The following is a 16165-nucleotide window of genomic DNA, read 5'->3' as shown; positions in this document are numbered from 1 at the left end:
GAAACCTTATTTTAAATAGGGCTTTTTAATCATTTTCTATCGATTATTTTCTTTGTCTATTTTTAGATGATCTAACTCAAGGTTAACCATATATGAATTGAGTTTATATATAGTTAACTTTTCTTGTGCGTGAGAATGTCTATGTCTAAAAATCAAAAATGGGAATTAAATAGAAGAACGTTGTTAAAAGGAATGGGCGCCATTGGCGTGGCAGCTCTTTCTCCTAACGCGTTCAGTCTAGTTAATGAAAATAAACCCATATTTAACCAGAAACCACGGATCAAATTATCCGAGTATAAAACCTTTCGTTCAACCTGTGCGATGGAATGTTTGCACTGTAACCTAACAGCTTTTACACATAAGGGGAAACTTATCAAAGTTGAAGCCTCTGAAGGCTTTAATGTGAAATGCTGTTTGCGTGGAATGAGCCGAACTAAGTGGGTATACCATAAAGATCGCCTCACCACACCTTTATTACGTGTTGGCGAAAAAGGGAAAGCAGAATTCAAACCGATCAGTTGGGATGAAGCGCTTGATCTTATCGAAAAAAATATCAGAGAAACCATTGATAAGTTTGGCAATGAGGGGCTATTTATCTCTACTCATGCGGGCAATATGGACTCAATTAAAAATGATATGGGTAAGGCATTTTTCGATTATTTGGGAGGCTCAACAAAGCAAGCGGGCTCTTTATGCTGCTCTGCAGTAACGGCAGCGATGATCCCCATGGTCGGTCTGCGCTATGCAGACACCCGAGATACCGTAAAAGATAGTCGCTATATTCTTTGTTGGGGCAATAACCCTGCTGTCACCATGCAAGCGTATTTTAAAAACTACAACCAAGCTCGTCGAAATGGCGCCAGAATGGTAGTTATTGATCCTCGCTTTAATGAAACTGCGGCTAAAGCCGATGAATGGATCCCGATTGTACCCGGTACCGATACCGCCCTCGCATTAGGTATGATCAAAATTATCATTGAAGAAAATCTCACTGATAAGCCTTTTTTACGTGCGCATACGGGTGCTGTTTATCTTGTTAACGCCCAGCAAAAACTATTACGCCAATCTGATGATGACCAAGATAGCTATCTGGTTTTTGATACCTTAAGCCAGCAACTTGTTCACCATGAAACACCCAATATTGTTCCTGCATTAACTCATGATGAACTACCCGCTAATGCTGATTACGTGACTGTCTTTGAGCAAATTTATCAACAAGCACAGCCTTGGACTATCGAAAAAACGAGCCAAGAAACGGATATTCCGAAAGAAACCATTATTCGTTTAGCTCGCGATTATGCCACCACCAAACCGGCAATGATTGTGCAAAATATGTCAGGTGCTCAACGAACAGAGTTCGGTGCTTATGTTGCTGCAAGCCAGTTTTATCTCGCTTTATTAACTGGCAATATCGGTAAAAAAGGTGCTGGAATTTGTGATGCGGGCGGTGCTCGTCAGATGGCGAAATTTAGCCCAATTATTCCACCAGCACCGAATGCAAAACCCATCAAGCCTATCCCTGTTGCAAAAGTGGGTGATTGGATTGTCAATGAAAGACCACATCCAATTAACTTTTGGTGGATCATGACAATGGGTGTGATGACGCAGCTTCCTAATACCAATATGGTGCGTAATGCACTGAAAAAAGTCCCTTTTGTTGTTGTCGCTGATAACTTGATGTCATCCACGGCTCTTTATGCTGATCTCGTACTTCCTGTTACCACTATTTTTGAAGATACCAGCTTAATGGCAGGAGTTCGTAGCCAATATGTGCAATTAATGGAAAAAGCCGTTGAGCCACCGGGAGAAGCAAAACCTGATTACTGGATCTTTGCTCGTCTTGCTGAGCGCTTTGGCTTTGGTGAAGTCTTTAATCAACCTATTGAGCATTACATTGATGCTTGCCTTAAAGGTTCTGGTATTACGCGTGAAATGCTGGAAAAAGGCCCAGTGCGTCCAGTTGAAGGTGATTGGATCCCATTTAAAGATGGTGTTTTCCGTACCTCAACGAAAAAAGCGCACTTCTTTATTGAAGAGTGGCAGGGTAAAAACTTCTCCCCTGTTGTCACCTATTACCCAGTAAAAGAGTCCACAAAAGGCTCTCCTGAACTTGCCAAAAAGTATCCTCTAATGGCAGTGCAACGCAAACTCGCCCGTAGTGTTCACTCCAGTCATGGTATGAATGAGTGGATCTTAGAAGTACAGCGTAATCAACCTAATATTCTTATCCATCCTAATGATGCCTTAGCTCGCGGTATTAAAGATGGTGAATGGGCTATCGCATTTAATGATCGAGGTGAACACCGTGCTATTGCCGTTGTGACCACTCATATTAAGCAAGGCGTTGTCTCATTGGATAATGGATGGTGGGAACAACAAGGCGGAAGTAGTAGCCATGTCACCAATGATCACGTAGAGCCTTTGGGTAATGGTCATTGCTGTAATAGCACCTTAGTTAACGTAAGACGGGAGGCATGATCATGGCGAAGAAACAGTATGGTTTTCTGATAAATACCAAAGATTGCTACGGTTGCCGTACCTGCTCTATGGCATGTAAATCTGAAAACGTAACACCTCCCGGCGTGCTATGGCGTCGTGTTCGTGAATTCAACGAAGATCAACCTAATGCACAAGCTTTTATTACTATGTCTTGTAACCATTGTGATGATCCACAGTGCCTAAAAGTCTGCCCTGCTGATACTTACACCAAACGAGAGGATGGTATTGTCGTGCAAGATCATGACAAATGTATTGGTTGCCAGATGTGTATTATGGCATGTCCTTACAATGCGCCTGTTTATGATCCGGTTGAAGGCAAAACCAGCAAATGCAATATGTGTGCAGATAGACTGGATGAAGGCTTGAAACCACGTTGCGTTGAATCTTGCCCTACGGGTGCCATTGAATTTGGCGAAATTGAAGATTTACGTAAAAAACATACGACAAACTGGGCTTTATTAGAAAAACGCTATGGCGTTCCTGATCACACCATCAGTAACCCTAATATTGTCATTATTGGTATGGAGGATTAATCATGCATGATTATCAACTGCCGTTAGTCCTGTTTACGGTAATGAGTCAATGGGGCATTGGTGCGGTATTAGCGCTTTCACTGTATCAATGGCAAAACCAGACTCAAAACGTTGCAATGCTAAGTACCAAAACATTACGAACAACCATTGCGCTGATTTGGCTGATTGAAGTTGTTGGCTCATCAATGTCAATGGGACACTTAGGTGATCCGCTTGGTGCATATCGTTCTGTTTTAGGTATTGCCCACTCTTGGTTAAGCCGTGAAGCAATTGCCTTCGTTATGCTTAATGGATTGATTTCATTATGGGCATTAGCAAGCTGGGTACAACCGAATGCTATTCGCCGTAATAGTTTGATTGGATTGTTTTGTGGTGTAATTGGTTTACCTATTATCTTGGTTACAGCGCAAATCTATTACCAAATGCAAGCACACCCGTTATGGCATACACCAGCAACACAAATTAGCTTTATTGGTACAGCGTTACTACTTGGTTTTGGCTCGATGATCCCTTGGTTACGTTTACAAGGTAAAACAATTAGCAATTCATTAAAAATAGGAACATTTATCGGCGCATTATTAGTACTTGTGGGATTAGTTATGAGAGCACAAGTACCCGGTGCTGATATCGCAAGCCTATTATTATGGTGGCAAGTCATTGCTAGTTTGATTGTGGGTATTTGTATTATTACGTTGTCTCACAGTGCTTCATTTACCAAAACATCGCTCTCTGTTATCGCTATTTTGATGCTTTTTAGCGGTGAAATCACAGGAAGAATGCTGTTTTATGGCAATGTCATGGCGCAAGCACCTTGGTTCTAAATTTGTTATTTCTCTAGGTTAAATGGCTGGGTTAAATAGCTTAGCTTGTTTGCTTATTTAACCTAGTTTTCATCCCCGATGTTTCACTTGATAATTTTATTTACCTTAACATTACCTTTAATTTTGCCCCGAATTTATTCGGGGTATTTTTTTATCTCACCCAATATTATTGATTTTGCTTTATCTGCACTCTTTTTATCTTTGATGAAATAATCATCTAGCTATCTTTATCAATAATAGGCAAAATTAACCTTAATGATTTAGCACAATTCCCTGTTTACTATTAGAAAAGAGAGCGCTTCGCATGACTGGATTAATTATTACCATCGCGTTATTGGGTCTTATTTTTTATTATTACAACCGTATTATCTCTATGCGTGAAGCTGTTATCTCAAGTGAAACTGAAATTTCAGTACAATTAGATCGTCGTGGAAAAGTGTTTGACAGCTTATTGGCCACCGTAAAAAAATACCTCAGCCATGAGTCTGAAGTCTTTACTAAAATCACTGAATTAAGAACACAATCCCAAAGCGCAAATACCAAAGAAGCCAAATCGGCTGAAGATGAGTTATCAAAAATTGTCTCAAGTGGTGCTATTAATGTTGCGGTTGAAAATTATCCTGAATTAAAATCCGACACCATCATGGCAAATTTACAAGAAGAGATTGTTTCGACAGAAAATAAACTCTCTTTTGCAAAACGTGGCTACAACCGTACTTTAGAACAATATCGCGCTTTCATCGCTTCTATCCCTGCGGTATTTATCGTCAAGATTTTCCCAAGCCTTGTTATTGATAAAGAGTACTGGCGTCTTGATGAAGGAACCATTAAAGCGGAAGAAGCGCGTCGCATTAATTTCGATTAATTTTATAGTAATAAGAGATAATTATTACTTCTAGATTGATAAAAACAGCACTTAACGGTGCTGTTTGGAGTCACTAATGGATTTCAGAAATGTTCTACGAAAAAATGCTATTCGAACTCGTTTTGTTATAGCAACATATTTACTCTTAATGCTTATGATCGGTTTGCTGGTGGATACGGCTATTGGGGCAAATCCCTATTTAGATCTTACTGATAATATGTGGGCATTTCTGACGTTTCAATCTCTTCCCATTGCTTCACTCATTATTTTAGCTATCTCGATTTTATTGCTTCTCTTTATTCATTTTAAAGGGCATAAAATCATGCTTACAGGGATGAACGCGCGATTAATTAGCCCTGATGACACCTTAAATGCACAAGAGCGCCAATTACTCAATATTGTTGAAGAGCTTAGTTTAAGTGCAACTCTGGGCTACATTCCTAAACTCTATCTTCTTGATACACCTGAAGCTAATGCTTTTGCCGCCGGTTGGTCTGAGAAAAATGCCTTTATTGGTGTAACAACGGGTTTATTAAGTCGTCTTAATCGCCAAGAAGTACAGGCTGTATTAGCTCACGAAACAGGGCATATTATTCATGGTGATTCACGACTGACGTTATATGTTGGCATATTAGCCAACGTTATTTTAACAGTAACAAATATCTTTGGCAGTCGCTTATATATTGCCTCTGGTAATCGAGGTGGTAAAAGTAATGATGCTGCAAGCAAAGCTCGATTGATTTTAATTATTCTAAACTTTGTTTTGCCGATCATTACACAAGTACTCTATTTCTATTTATCCCGAACTCGCGAATATATGGCAGACGCTGCGGCGGTTGATTTAACCCAAGATAATCAAGCGATGATTAATGCATTAAAGAAAATTTCAGCACAGCATGACACTGAAAATTTTGAAGATGGCTCAACGGGACGAGCTTATCGAAAAGCCGCTTTTATTTTTAATAAAGGTGATTCGTTTTTCTCAACGCACCCTTCCATTGAAAATAGGATCGCAGTGCTAGAAGGTCGAAAGACGTTTTAATTCGTATAGTACAATGCAGCCAAAAGAAAAAAGCGTTTGCCCCTGTTTATCAATATGGTTCAAACGCTTTTTTAATTCTTATTTCTTAGCAACAATCCGATTAACGGTGTTTTTCACCGTGATGAAAAATAGCGGTACGCAAACGCTCTTGTTGCTCATAACGTAGTGGAAATTCAATTGTTTTATCTTTACCTAATTCCACTAAAAGTTCATTCATGGTTTGAATACTGGTTGTCGCGATAGCATCATCAACCTGTTTCACCATTTCATCGTAATGAGACATTGTGATCTCCTTTTTCTCATAAAAATCTTAACCGCTATCATATTACAAGAAAGAGAAATTCTATATTTTTAGTCTCACAAAGCATGATTAAATTGAGTTAAGTGGCTTATTTTTTGTCTCTTGCCCCAATAACATCACCGCTAATATTCCAATCACAATTGAAAAACTAAAAATCAGAAATATTGAGCTTATTTCAAATTGATATTGAACCAAATATCCCACCATTAAAGGCCCTAATATTCCGCCAATACGCCCTATTGCCGTTGCAGTTCCGGCACCTGTTGTCCGAATTCCATCTGGGTATTGTTCTGGCGTATAAGCGTATAAAGCCCCCCAAGCCCCCAAATTAAAGAACGATAACAACATACCGAAAATAAGCAGTGTCGTAGTTGAATCGGCAACACTGAAGTAATAAGCACTAATGGCGGTTCCGGCTAAATAGGTCACTAAAACAAACTTTCGCCCATAACGCTCAATTAACCACGCCGCCGTAAAATAGCCGGGTAACTGCGCTAATGTCATAATAAGCACATATTGAAAGCTCTTAATTAGGCTAAAGCCTTTTAACATGGCAACACTAGGTAACCACAAGAAAATACCGTAATAAGAGAAAACGACACAAAACCATAAGATCCACAACATGAGTGTTGAACGACGATATTGCGGTGACCAAATTAATGCCATCGATTGGCGAATCGATAAACGTGTTTTTTTCTGTGAAATATGCGATGAGGTAGGTTCAGGTAATTTTGAACGTAAATAGAGAGCATATACTGCGGGTAATGCACTTAATAGCATCGCCATACGCCAGCCATAATCAGGAATAATAAAATAAGCAATCAACGCAGCAATTAACCAACCGACAGCCCAAAAACTCTCTAATAAAACAACAATTCTGCCTCGTTCATGGGTTTCAACACTTTCACTAACAAGCGTTGAGGCAACGGGTAATTCGCCACCTAATCCCATTCCAATAAAGAAACGTAAAACAAGTACCACCATCAAAGAGCTTGCTAATGCCGTTAATCCACAACCTAAGCTAAACAGTAACAAAGTAAAGATAAAGACGGGTTTACGCCCTTTTCTATCAGCCATAATGCCAAACACAAAAGCGCCAACAGCCATTCCAATTGAGTTTACACTACCAATCCAACCCAATTGTGATGCCGTTAGTCCCCAATCTTCTTTTAATGCTGTGAGTAAGAATGCAAGTAATCCCACATCCATTGCATCAAAAGTCCATCCCATACCTGCAATACATAAAAGCTTATTACGAGAGATTGCCTCAGGTGCTTTACCTGTTTGGCTTGCCGTTGTCATTACATTTCCTTTTTATCTCCTGCTAAAGTGTTTAGTATACTAAACAAGAAAATTCTCTTTGTTAATAGCAAAGTCATCATTTAAAGAAAAATTAACATTTATGCTGAAAAAATAGCTAAAAAAAATCGGTATCTCTAAATAAGATACCGATTTCAACTTTTATAACTTTCTATTTTGCTTTTTTGATTAGCTTCTTAAACCACGGCCTTTTTCGATTAAATACCATGCAATAACGTAAAACACAGCAATGAAAAGACACAAAACACTAATCGTTACGGTTAAAGAGACATCTGTAATGCCCAGAAAACCGTAGCGGAAACCACTAATCATATAAACAATTGGGTTAAGCTTGGATACACCTTGCCAAAACTCAGGTAGTAGTGAAAGTGAATAGAACACACCACCTAAATAGGTTAATGGTGTTAAAACAAAGGTTGGGATAATACTAATATCATCAAAGGTTTTCGCAAAAATTGCATTTAATAATCCGGCGAGAGAAAACACAATTGAGGTCATCAGTAATGTCACCACCACCATTGTCCAAGAATGTATTTCTAGCGGTACAAAAAAGAGTGAAACTAAGGTCACTAAAATACCAACACAAATACCTCGGGCCATACCACCACCAACAAAACCGGCAATAACAACATGCGTTGGCACTGGTGAAACTAATAATTCTTCAATACTACGTTGAAATTTCGCACCAAAGAAAGAAGAAGAAACATTTGCATAAGAGTTTGTTATTACTGCCATCATAATCAAGCCAGGAACAATAAACTGCATATAATCCACACCGCCCATATCGCCAATTCGTTTACCAATCAGGTTTCCGAAAATAACGAAATAGAGAGACATGGTTATTACTGGTGGAATTAATGTCTGTACCCAAATACGACCAAAACGGGTGACTTCTTTAATCCAAATTGTTTTGAGGGCTACCCAATACAGCTGAATCATTCCCTCTCTCCTTCTACTGTATGCTCTTCATTCACTAAGTGAACAAATAATTCTTCAAGGCGGTTGGCTTTATTTCTCATACTTAACACTTGAATACCTTGTGCATTAAGTTGAGCAAAAACACTATTTAGTCCTTGCTCTCTTTTAACATCAACTTCTAATGTAGATGTATCGACCAAGCGATATTGATAATTTTGTAATTCAGGTAGTGGGCTCTTCGGTGCTAAATCTAAAATAAAGGTTTCAGACTCTAATTTACTTAATAGCCCCTTCATACTGGTATTCTCAACCAATTCACCACGTTGAATAATACCAATATTCCGACACAGCATTTCTGCTTCTTCCAAATAGTGTGTGGTTAGAATAATAGTCGTGCCTTCAGCATTTAATTGTTTTAAAAACGTCCACATTGAGCGACGTAATTCAATATCAACACCTGCGGTAGGCTCATCAAGAATAAGTAATTTAGGTTGGTGCATTAATGCACGCGCAATCATTAAACGGCGCTTCATTCCCCCAGATAAAAAACGCGCTCTATCTTCGCGCTTTTCCCATAAATCTAACTGGGTTAAATAAATTTCGGCACGCTCTAATGCCAATTTACGAGGTACCCCATAATAACCGGCTTGATTGAGTACAATTTGTAATACGGTTTCAAAAGGGTTGAAATTGAATTCTTGTGGCACTAATCCTAATTGACGTTTTGCATTGACCATATCGGTATCAGTGTCATAACCAAATACTTTGACTTTACCGCTACTCTTATTAACTAAAGAGCTAATAATACCAATTGTGGTCGATTTGCCTGCGCCATTAGGGCCTAATAAAGCATAAAAATCGCCAGCCTCAACGGTGAGATCAATTCCTTTTAGCGCTTTTACGCCATTGTGATAAGTTTTCGTTAACTCCGTTAACTCCAATGCATACGTCATATGTGGGAATTACCTTTTATCAACTGCATTATTCAGCATTAACTGAGCTGAAATCAGAAAATAAGCTTAGTTCAAAGAATAAAATGGAATAAGTTATTCTAGAGAATATTCGGTGGCAAATAAACCGTTTTAGGGCTTATGACACAAACGAATAAATAAATATTTTTTAACTATTACAATAATAAAGAATAAGAGATGGAGAGAAAGAAAATTAGCCATCAAGGCTCAAGGTTCTTTTATTTCTTACGAATATTCTGATGTTTTAATAAATTTATCCCTTGATGCAATCATTTAGCCTAATTGATACCAATAAAATTATTGCCTTTGTTTCTCAAGTTTACTGATGAATATTATCCCTCCATTTATCACCCCAATCAATGATGCTCTTTATTTTTATCCTTTTTACTTCCAGAGTAAAAATAAAACCAATAATCACAATCATTAGTTTTATTTACGTAATATTTGCAAGTATCTATTTTTGAATAATACAACGGCAGGTTTAACAAACAGTTATCTTTTTATACATTTGATTTACATCAAGGAATGTATTGATAAATTCATTAAACAAATGCTATAAAAAGATCTATCTTATTTGAAAGCGAAAAATTACAAGCAATTATCTGTCACTTGGCTTTAAAAAGCCCTCTGATTAATTCAAAAGTAATGGTATAAAAATACCCTTTCTTAATGGATCTCTCGCATCCAACAATAACACAAGAGCTATTTCGTGTTGGCGTACTGTCAGCGCAAATGGTGGGAAACCGAATTTACAGGCAGTCACGTCATGATGAGAAAAATTGAAGAGCTGTTAGCCAATAACAAGCAATGGTCAGAATCTGTTACTGAAGAAAATCCTCAGTTTTTTAAAGATCTCTGTAAAGGTCAAAAACCTCATTTTTTATGGATTGGTTGCTCTGACAGCCGCGTTCCAGCAGAAAAATTAATCAACGCAGCACCGGGTGACTTATTTGTTCACCGTAATGTGGCAAACTTAGTCATTCATACTGACTTAAATTGCCTTTCTGTGATCCAATATGCGGTTGATGTATTACAAGTTGAACACATTATTGTCTGTGGTCACTATGGTTGTGGTGGTATTGAAGCCGCTATTGAAGGCACAGAATTAGGACTTATCAATAACTGGTTACTGCATATCCGCGATATCTGGTACAAACACAGTTCTATGTTAGGCGAACTTGCACCACAAGATAGATTAAACCTGCTTTGTGAGCTAAACGTTATTGAGCAAGTGTATAACCTTGGTCACTCGACAATTATGCAAGCCGCGTGGAAACGTGGACAAAAAGTGATGATCCACGGTTGGGTTTACGGTTTAAATAATGGTGAACTACACGATCTTGATGTCACTTCTGATAGCCGTGAGAAACTTGAACTTTCTTATCGTCAAGCAATGGCGAAATTGAGTCATCCACGTTAATAAGATACTTTCGATTAAATAACAAAAACCCGCCTTAAGCGGGTTTTTTTATAGTTTTAAAATATATAGTTGCCTATTTGGCAACAACGAAGAAAGATGCTAGTCTGTTGACAAATAGGAAACAAGGGGCAGGGAATGCACGTAATATCACGAGAGCCTTTTGATTTAGCATCTATACGTTTCCCCAATTGTGCTCAAGCACTTACCGATGCTTATAGAACGCTAAAACAGAATACTTATCAAACACCTGAAGCATTAAAAAAAGTCTTCCCAAGTTTAGATAGGATGAAGTATAGAGAAAAATGGTGGGTTATCGATATTGGTGGAAATACGCTAAGGATCCTATTTTTTGCGGATTTTGAACGCGACAAAATATTTGTGAAACATATTTCTACTCATGCTGAATACGATAAACTCATTGATTACTATCGGAGAACAAAAGAATGATGATTGTTGATGCAATTAAGGCTGCTAATAGCCTAGTCAATATAGTTCCTATTCTTGGTCGTAACCAATCTCGTAAAGACTATGAAGAGGGTGTCAAATTAGTTGAATACTTAGTAGAACACGACCCAGATAATCCTTTAATTGATATGCTTTGTCATAAAATTGACGAATATGAAAATAGCGCACCTGAATTTGGAGCTTTCAATGCAAGACTCAATCAATGTGATGATGCAATTGCAGTTTTGCGCACATTGATGGATCAATATCAGCTAAATACGACTGATTTTAAAGAAGAATTAGGCTCACGCTCTTATGTAAGTCGTATTCTCAATGGTGAACGTAATCTCACACTAGAGCATATTAAAAAACTGGCAGCTAGATTCAATGTACCTGTGTCTATTTTTATTAAGTAATGCCGATAAAAAAACCCGCCTAAAGCGGGTTTTTTAACTTCTATTTTAAGTAAATAAATTACTCATCTAATAATGTTACGTGCCCAATATAAGGCAGGTGGCGATAACGCTGTGCGTAATCAATGCCGTAACCAATAACAAATTTATCTTCGATGGAATAACCAATCCATTCAACAGGAACATCCACTTCACGGCGAGAAGGTTTATCCAATAAAGTACAGATAGAAATAGAAGCAGGCTCACGTAAGCTTAAAATCTCTTTAACACGATTTAAGGTGTTACCTGAGTCGATAATATCTTCAACAATCAGAACATCTTTACCACGAATATCTTCATCGAGATCTTTAATGATTTTAACGTCACGTGTTGACGTCATACCATTACCGTAACTTGATACAGTCATAAAATCGACTTCATGGTTCACATCAATTTCACGACATAAATCTGCCATAAAAATAAAAGAACCCTTTAACAAGCCGATTAAGACAAGATCATGTTGACCTTGACGTGGGCGGTAATGTTCTGTGATTTCACGACCTAGCTCAGCAATACGCTGTTTGATCTCTTCTTCAGAGATCATGACATCAACAATATGTTTCATGATTAATTTCGATTGGGTTAACGGGGAAAGCAAACGATTGTACCAGAACTTCCTTCATCATGCGATGATCTGATTTAATGAAAATAAAGGCACAAAATATCAATTTCATGCCCTTTATTAATTTATCTTACTGATATTAATGATTTTTACAGTGATTGATTATTTGCTAACAGTAAAACCCGCCATCATTCCGGTATCTTCATGTTCTAATAAATGACAGTGCGCCATAAATGGATGTGCTTTTGTCGCCAAATGGTCGAACTTCACTAAAATTTCGCTAAATTGCCCTTCAACTTTCACAATATCTTTCCAACCTTGGCGATGCTTCTCTGGTGCTCTACCATTTTCAGATAAAATGCGGAATTGCGTACCGTGAACATGGAATGGATGTAACATCATATCGCCACGACCAGAAACAACCCAACGCTCATAAACGCCTTGTTTCACATCAAATGCAGGTTCAGTCATTGAGAATGGTATGCCATTAATACTGTTGGCATTATAGATATCTAAATCACCACTGCCATGACCACAATTCATTCCACCGCCCATCATGCCATTGCCATTACCTTGGCGCATATGACTCATTCCATGATGAATACCCGCTAATGCTTTATCACCATAACGCTCTGTTAATAGCATCATACCTTGCATATCTAAACGCATATCCATACGTAGATGTAATGTACGCGTGGAAAGATTGCTTAATGTTGGTAGTGCAGGAATAAGTGCTAATTGCTCAGGTAAAAGACCTTGTCCCTTTTCTGCGGATGGTAACAAGCGTAATACAGGTAATACATTATCAAATGGCGCTAAAACCATTCCCATTTGGCGCACAGGTAAAGTGACAATATCAAAATCGCGTCCATCAGAGGTATCCACTAAAACTTCAAAGCGCTCACCCATTAAAATAGGTAATTCGGTCACTTTGACTGGTTCGGCGAGTAATCCACCATCACTGGCAATCACATACATTGGTCTGCCATCACTTGTGGCAAGGTTTAAACTACGCGCATTACAGCCATTTAAGAAACGTAATCTAACCCAACCTTTTGGTACAATATGCTGAGGTTGAATAGCGCCATTGGTTAACATCATATCGCCAAACCAACCAATTGCAGCACTCATTACGTCGAGTTGATAATCGATTTGTCCATCACTGTCTAAACGCTTGTCTTGTAAAATAACGGGTAAATCATCAACTCCCCAGCGATTAGGCAATTTACGGCTTGCGGTTTCATCATCTTCAATAATCACTAACCCGCCTAATCCCATGGCGACTTGTTGTCCGGTAACACCATGAGTATGAGGATGGAACCAACACGTTGATTCAGCTTGATTGGGTGTAAAAGTGACAGTACGAGATTTTCCTGGCTCAATCATTGCTTGTGGGCCGCCGTCTTCTTCACCACTGATTTCAAGTCCATGCCAGTGAACAGTTGTTGTCTCTGGTAATTGGTTATTGATATTAATTGTGACGGGTTGACCACGTTTAAGTTTCAATGCGGGGCCTAATAAACTGCCGTTATAACCCCAAGTAGTGGTATTCGCGGTAGGTATAAATTTAGAAATACCTTGTTGAATATTCAGAACAATCTTTTGTTGGGCATCGGGGGTAATTTGAGGTGGAATAGCCAATGAAGGCGTGTTACTTTGGGCAAACGCAAAACGACTCCAACTTGGTAATAATGTTACAGCACTTAATGTGGCGCCTAATTTTAAAAATTCGCGACGTTGCATAATGTATTCCTTTGAATAAAAACAAATTATTTTGTATTTATCGAAATAAGATGAATAAAGAAGTTTTGTAAACCATTACCAATGCTAAAGTTTCCCCTTACTGGAAGGTCAATTTAAAACCCAACAAAACAGCGGGTCTTTGCAAAACTTTTAACTACATTAAGTCAAATAACAAAACTTGCTAAATCATCACACAAAGGAACAGCACTCCTAATGAAAAAAATGTTCGCCTTGTTCTGCACACTAACGCTTTCTTTTACTATGCTCTTTTCTTCAAGTGCAAAAGCGTTAACTTATACACAAGCAGAAGACTTGGCAGATTTAACCGCCATCTACCTTTTTTTAAATAAAGATTGTGGTTATGAGCAGATATCAAAATCTAAAATTGAAAGAGCCTTAATGGTCTTTTCTCGCTCACAACAATGGGATGTTAGTAATTACTCGACATTGCCAATGGGTCAATTGAATGAAGATAGCTACAATGATCTAAAAGGTATTGAAGTATCACACAATAAGAAATGCCAACTGTTAGCTAATAAATCACTCAGTTTATTAAACTATTAATGCCTCTATTAAGTTGTAATTGGATTGATAAAATAAGATAACCTCTTGAAATAGCATGCTTATACTACAATATAAAGCAGCTAAATAGAGGTTATCAAAGAAACAAAACTTCCCTTCTATCTTTTATTCTTCTTTGTGCTGATTATTTTTCTTCTGTTTATATTCATTCCAATATAAAGCTACTGATGGAATACTTTGAATAATCAACATTCTAAAAATATGATTCGACATAACAAAAGCCGCATCTACATTCATCGTTATAGCCGCAAATGTCATGGCTTCCATGCTTCCTGGTGCCCAAGCTAATACTAATGTAGCCCAAGGAACACCTGTTAAATAAGCCGCTCCCCATGCAACAATCACCGTTAAAATCACATTAATAATAACCACTTGCACAGAAGAAAAAGCATTTTTAATTAGTGATGAGAGAGGGAAAACAACAAAGTGTGCTCCGATATTCATACCAATTAAAACCATGCTCAATTCATTAAGTAGCATGGGAAAAGCAATGGATTCGCTAACAAACGATTGAACCAGTATCGCACTGCCTAATGACGTTAACATAAAGGGCGCAGGGAATCGGATTTTCTGCAATAAAAGCCCTGAACCTAACCCTAAAGCAACAATCAATAATAGCCACAACAATGAAATAAGGGTCATTTCAGGTATAGCAAACTCTGGCATATTGGCTTTATCAGCTCCGACAATAAAACCCGCCATAATAATCAGCACCATTAAACGAATAGTATGAGAAATAACAATTTTTTGGGGTGGCGTTTTCGTATGATCAGTTAATGCTAAAATAGCAGCCATCGCACCGGGGACAGCTCCAAGCATTGATTCTTCTTTTGTCCAACCAATATGACGGTGGAACCAAAAATAACTCACAAAAAATTGAATGGCTAAACAAACAACAAGGGTGAGTAATAAAATCATTAAATTATCAGCACTGCCTAAATGAACTTGGTTAAACATTAGGCCAACCGATGTTCCTAAAGTAAGCTGAATAAAGGTTAATGTATGCTTAGGAACCGCAAGCTCCCATTTAAAACGATATGCAATAATGACAACAATAATTGGCCCAAACATCAAAGCCATAGGTAAGCCTGATAGTGTGAGAACACCACCAATTAAAGCACAAAATAAGATACCTGGTAGAGTTTTTAAAAACGACATGTTGTGTTACTCAGTTTTTTTAATTATGGTTTTATCCTAGCATTTATATAAATATTTAATAACCAAATAGTGATAATGTAATTATTATTTTTCTTAATATTAAGAGCCGATTATGTCGTTAAAAATGACTACAAATCCAACACCGAATGAGATCAATGAAATTTATGAAGGATTATTGACTCACAACCTTCGTTATATTCAGATGGAACAGTACACACCACTGGCTGTTTTTAAGGAAGAAAACGGTAAAAAAATAGGTGGGATCACTGGGGATATTTTAGGAAATTGGCTGCGTATTCGTTATTTGTGGGTAGATAAAGCCCATCGAGGACAAAATATAGGTACAGAATTACTGCAAGCAATGGAAAATACCGCAAAAGAGAAAGGTGCCAAATACGCTGAAGTCGATACCTTTAGCTTTCAAGCCCTGCCTTTTTACCAAAAACAGGGATTTGAAATATTTGGCACCCTAGAAAACTATCCTGTAAGTGATAAAAAATATTATTTAAGGAAAGATTTATAGTTTTCACATTA

General features: G+C 37.9%; 17 protein-coding genes. 10 read left to right on the top strand and 7 right to left on the bottom strand.

Annotated features, from left to right (window positions below):
- The first annotated feature begins 141 nt into the window (after nucleotides 1–141).
- The 5 genes from EHE21_RS03960 to htpX all read left to right on the top strand — a co-directional run bounded on the left by EHE21_RS03960 (nucleotide 142) and on the right by htpX (nucleotide 5760).
- Complete coding sequence (locus tag EHE21_RS03960) at nucleotides 142–2478, top strand: molybdopterin-containing oxidoreductase family protein (RefSeq protein ID WP_194951900.1); 2337 nt, start codon at nucleotides 142–144, stop codon at nucleotides 2476–2478.
- 2 nt (nucleotides 2479–2480) lie between these two features.
- Nucleotides 2481–3032 carry a 4Fe-4S dicluster domain-containing protein gene (locus EHE21_RS03955; RefSeq protein WP_072070981.1) on the top strand — a complete coding sequence of 184 codons (552 nt, stop codon included), beginning with the start codon at nucleotides 2481–2483 and terminating at the stop codon, nucleotides 3030–3032.
- Nucleotides 3033–3034: 2 nt separating this feature from the next.
- A complete protein-coding gene (locus tag EHE21_RS03950; protein WP_194951899.1) occupies nucleotides 3035–3853 on the top strand; it encodes a dimethyl sulfoxide reductase anchor subunit family protein in 819 nt (272 codons plus the stop codon).
- A gap of 304 nt (nucleotides 3854–4157) precedes the next feature.
- Entirely contained in the window at nucleotides 4158–4718 is a 561-nt protein-coding gene (locus EHE21_RS03945; protein WP_194951898.1) for a LemA family protein, read from the top strand.
- 76 nt (nucleotides 4719–4794) lie between these two features.
- Complete coding sequence (gene htpX / locus EHE21_RS03940) at nucleotides 4795–5760, top strand: zinc metalloprotease HtpX (RefSeq protein ID WP_194951897.1); 966 nt, start codon at nucleotides 4795–4797, stop codon at nucleotides 5758–5760.
- Between the two features lie 100 nt (nucleotides 5761–5860).
- Here the strand turns inward: htpX and EHE21_RS03935 are convergent, their stop codons facing one another.
- The 4 genes from EHE21_RS03935 to EHE21_RS03920 form a co-directional block, all read right to left on the bottom strand.
- Nucleotides 5861–6043, bottom strand: a complete 183-nt coding sequence (locus tag EHE21_RS03935) for a DUF2526 family protein (protein ID WP_194951896.1) — start codon at nucleotides 6041–6043, stop codon at nucleotides 5861–5863.
- 87 nt (nucleotides 6044–6130) lie between these two features.
- On the bottom strand, nucleotides 6131–7363 hold the full coding sequence (locus EHE21_RS03930; RefSeq protein WP_109393286.1) for an MFS transporter: 1233 nt from the start codon (nucleotides 7361–7363) through the stop codon (nucleotides 6131–6133).
- A gap of 186 nt (nucleotides 7364–7549) precedes the next feature.
- Entirely contained in the window at nucleotides 7550–8320 is a 771-nt protein-coding gene (locus EHE21_RS03925) for an ABC transporter permease (protein ID WP_088493634.1), read from the bottom strand.
- Nucleotides 8317–9252 carry an ABC transporter ATP-binding protein gene (locus tag EHE21_RS03920; protein ID WP_075674123.1) on the bottom strand — a complete coding sequence of 312 codons (936 nt, stop codon included), beginning with the start codon at nucleotides 9250–9252 and terminating at the stop codon, nucleotides 8317–8319. The genes EHE21_RS03925 and EHE21_RS03920 overlap by 4 nt, the downstream gene beginning before the upstream one ends.
- A 784-nt stretch (nucleotides 9253–10036) precedes the next feature.
- Here EHE21_RS03920 and can point away from each other — a divergent pair.
- The 3 genes from can to EHE21_RS03905 all read left to right on the top strand — a co-directional run bounded on the left by can (nucleotide 10037) and on the right by EHE21_RS03905 (nucleotide 11550).
- Entirely contained in the window at nucleotides 10037–10690 is a 654-nt protein-coding gene (gene can / locus EHE21_RS03915; RefSeq protein WP_036932822.1) for a carbonate dehydratase, read from the top strand.
- Nucleotides 10691–10825: 135 nt separating this feature from the next.
- Nucleotides 10826–11137, top strand: a complete 312-nt coding sequence (locus EHE21_RS03910; protein ID WP_194951895.1) for a type II toxin-antitoxin system HigB family toxin — start codon at nucleotides 10826–10828, stop codon at nucleotides 11135–11137.
- The gene (locus EHE21_RS03905; RefSeq protein ID WP_088493636.1) at nucleotides 11134–11550 is read left to right on the top strand and encodes a helix-turn-helix domain-containing protein; all 417 of its coding nucleotides are present in this window, start codon (nucleotides 11134–11136) and stop codon (nucleotides 11548–11550) included. The genes EHE21_RS03910 and EHE21_RS03905 overlap by 4 nt, the downstream gene beginning before the upstream one ends.
- A gap of 58 nt (nucleotides 11551–11608) precedes the next feature.
- Here the strand turns inward: EHE21_RS03905 and hpt are convergent, their stop codons facing one another.
- Together hpt and cueO are read right to left on the bottom strand one after the other, a co-directional pair.
- A complete protein-coding gene (gene hpt, locus EHE21_RS03900; protein WP_036932823.1) occupies nucleotides 11609–12151 on the bottom strand; it encodes a hypoxanthine phosphoribosyltransferase in 543 nt (180 codons plus the stop codon).
- Between the two features lie 159 nt (nucleotides 12152–12310).
- Entirely contained in the window at nucleotides 12311–13891 is a 1581-nt protein-coding gene (cueO, locus tag EHE21_RS03895) for a multicopper oxidase CueO (RefSeq protein ID WP_194951894.1), read from the bottom strand.
- A 213-nt stretch (nucleotides 13892–14104) separates the two neighbouring features.
- On the opposite strand from cueO, the gene EHE21_RS03890 reads away from it, so the two are divergent.
- Entirely contained in the window at nucleotides 14105–14455 is a 351-nt protein-coding gene (locus EHE21_RS03890; RefSeq protein WP_088493638.1) for a YacC family pilotin-like protein, read from the top strand.
- Nucleotides 14456–14578: 123 nt separating this feature from the next.
- On the opposite strand, the gene EHE21_RS03885 is transcribed toward EHE21_RS03890, so the two are convergent.
- Nucleotides 14579–15631, bottom strand: a complete 1053-nt coding sequence (locus EHE21_RS03885; protein WP_088493639.1) for an AbrB family transcriptional regulator — start codon at nucleotides 15629–15631, stop codon at nucleotides 14579–14581.
- Nucleotides 15632–15743: 112 nt separating this feature from the next.
- Between EHE21_RS03885 and EHE21_RS03880 the strand changes: the two genes are divergently transcribed.
- Entirely contained in the window at nucleotides 15744–16154 is a 411-nt protein-coding gene (locus tag EHE21_RS03880) for a GNAT family N-acetyltransferase (protein ID WP_194951893.1), read from the top strand.
- Nucleotides 16155–16165 lie beyond the last annotated feature (11 nt).

The sequence above is a fragment of the Proteus sp. GOKU genome, assembly GCF_015475555.1.
Lineage (GTDB): Bacteria > Pseudomonadota > Gammaproteobacteria > Enterobacterales > Enterobacteriaceae > Proteus > Proteus mirabilis_B.
This window is presented reverse-complemented; position numbering and strand designations above follow the sequence as displayed.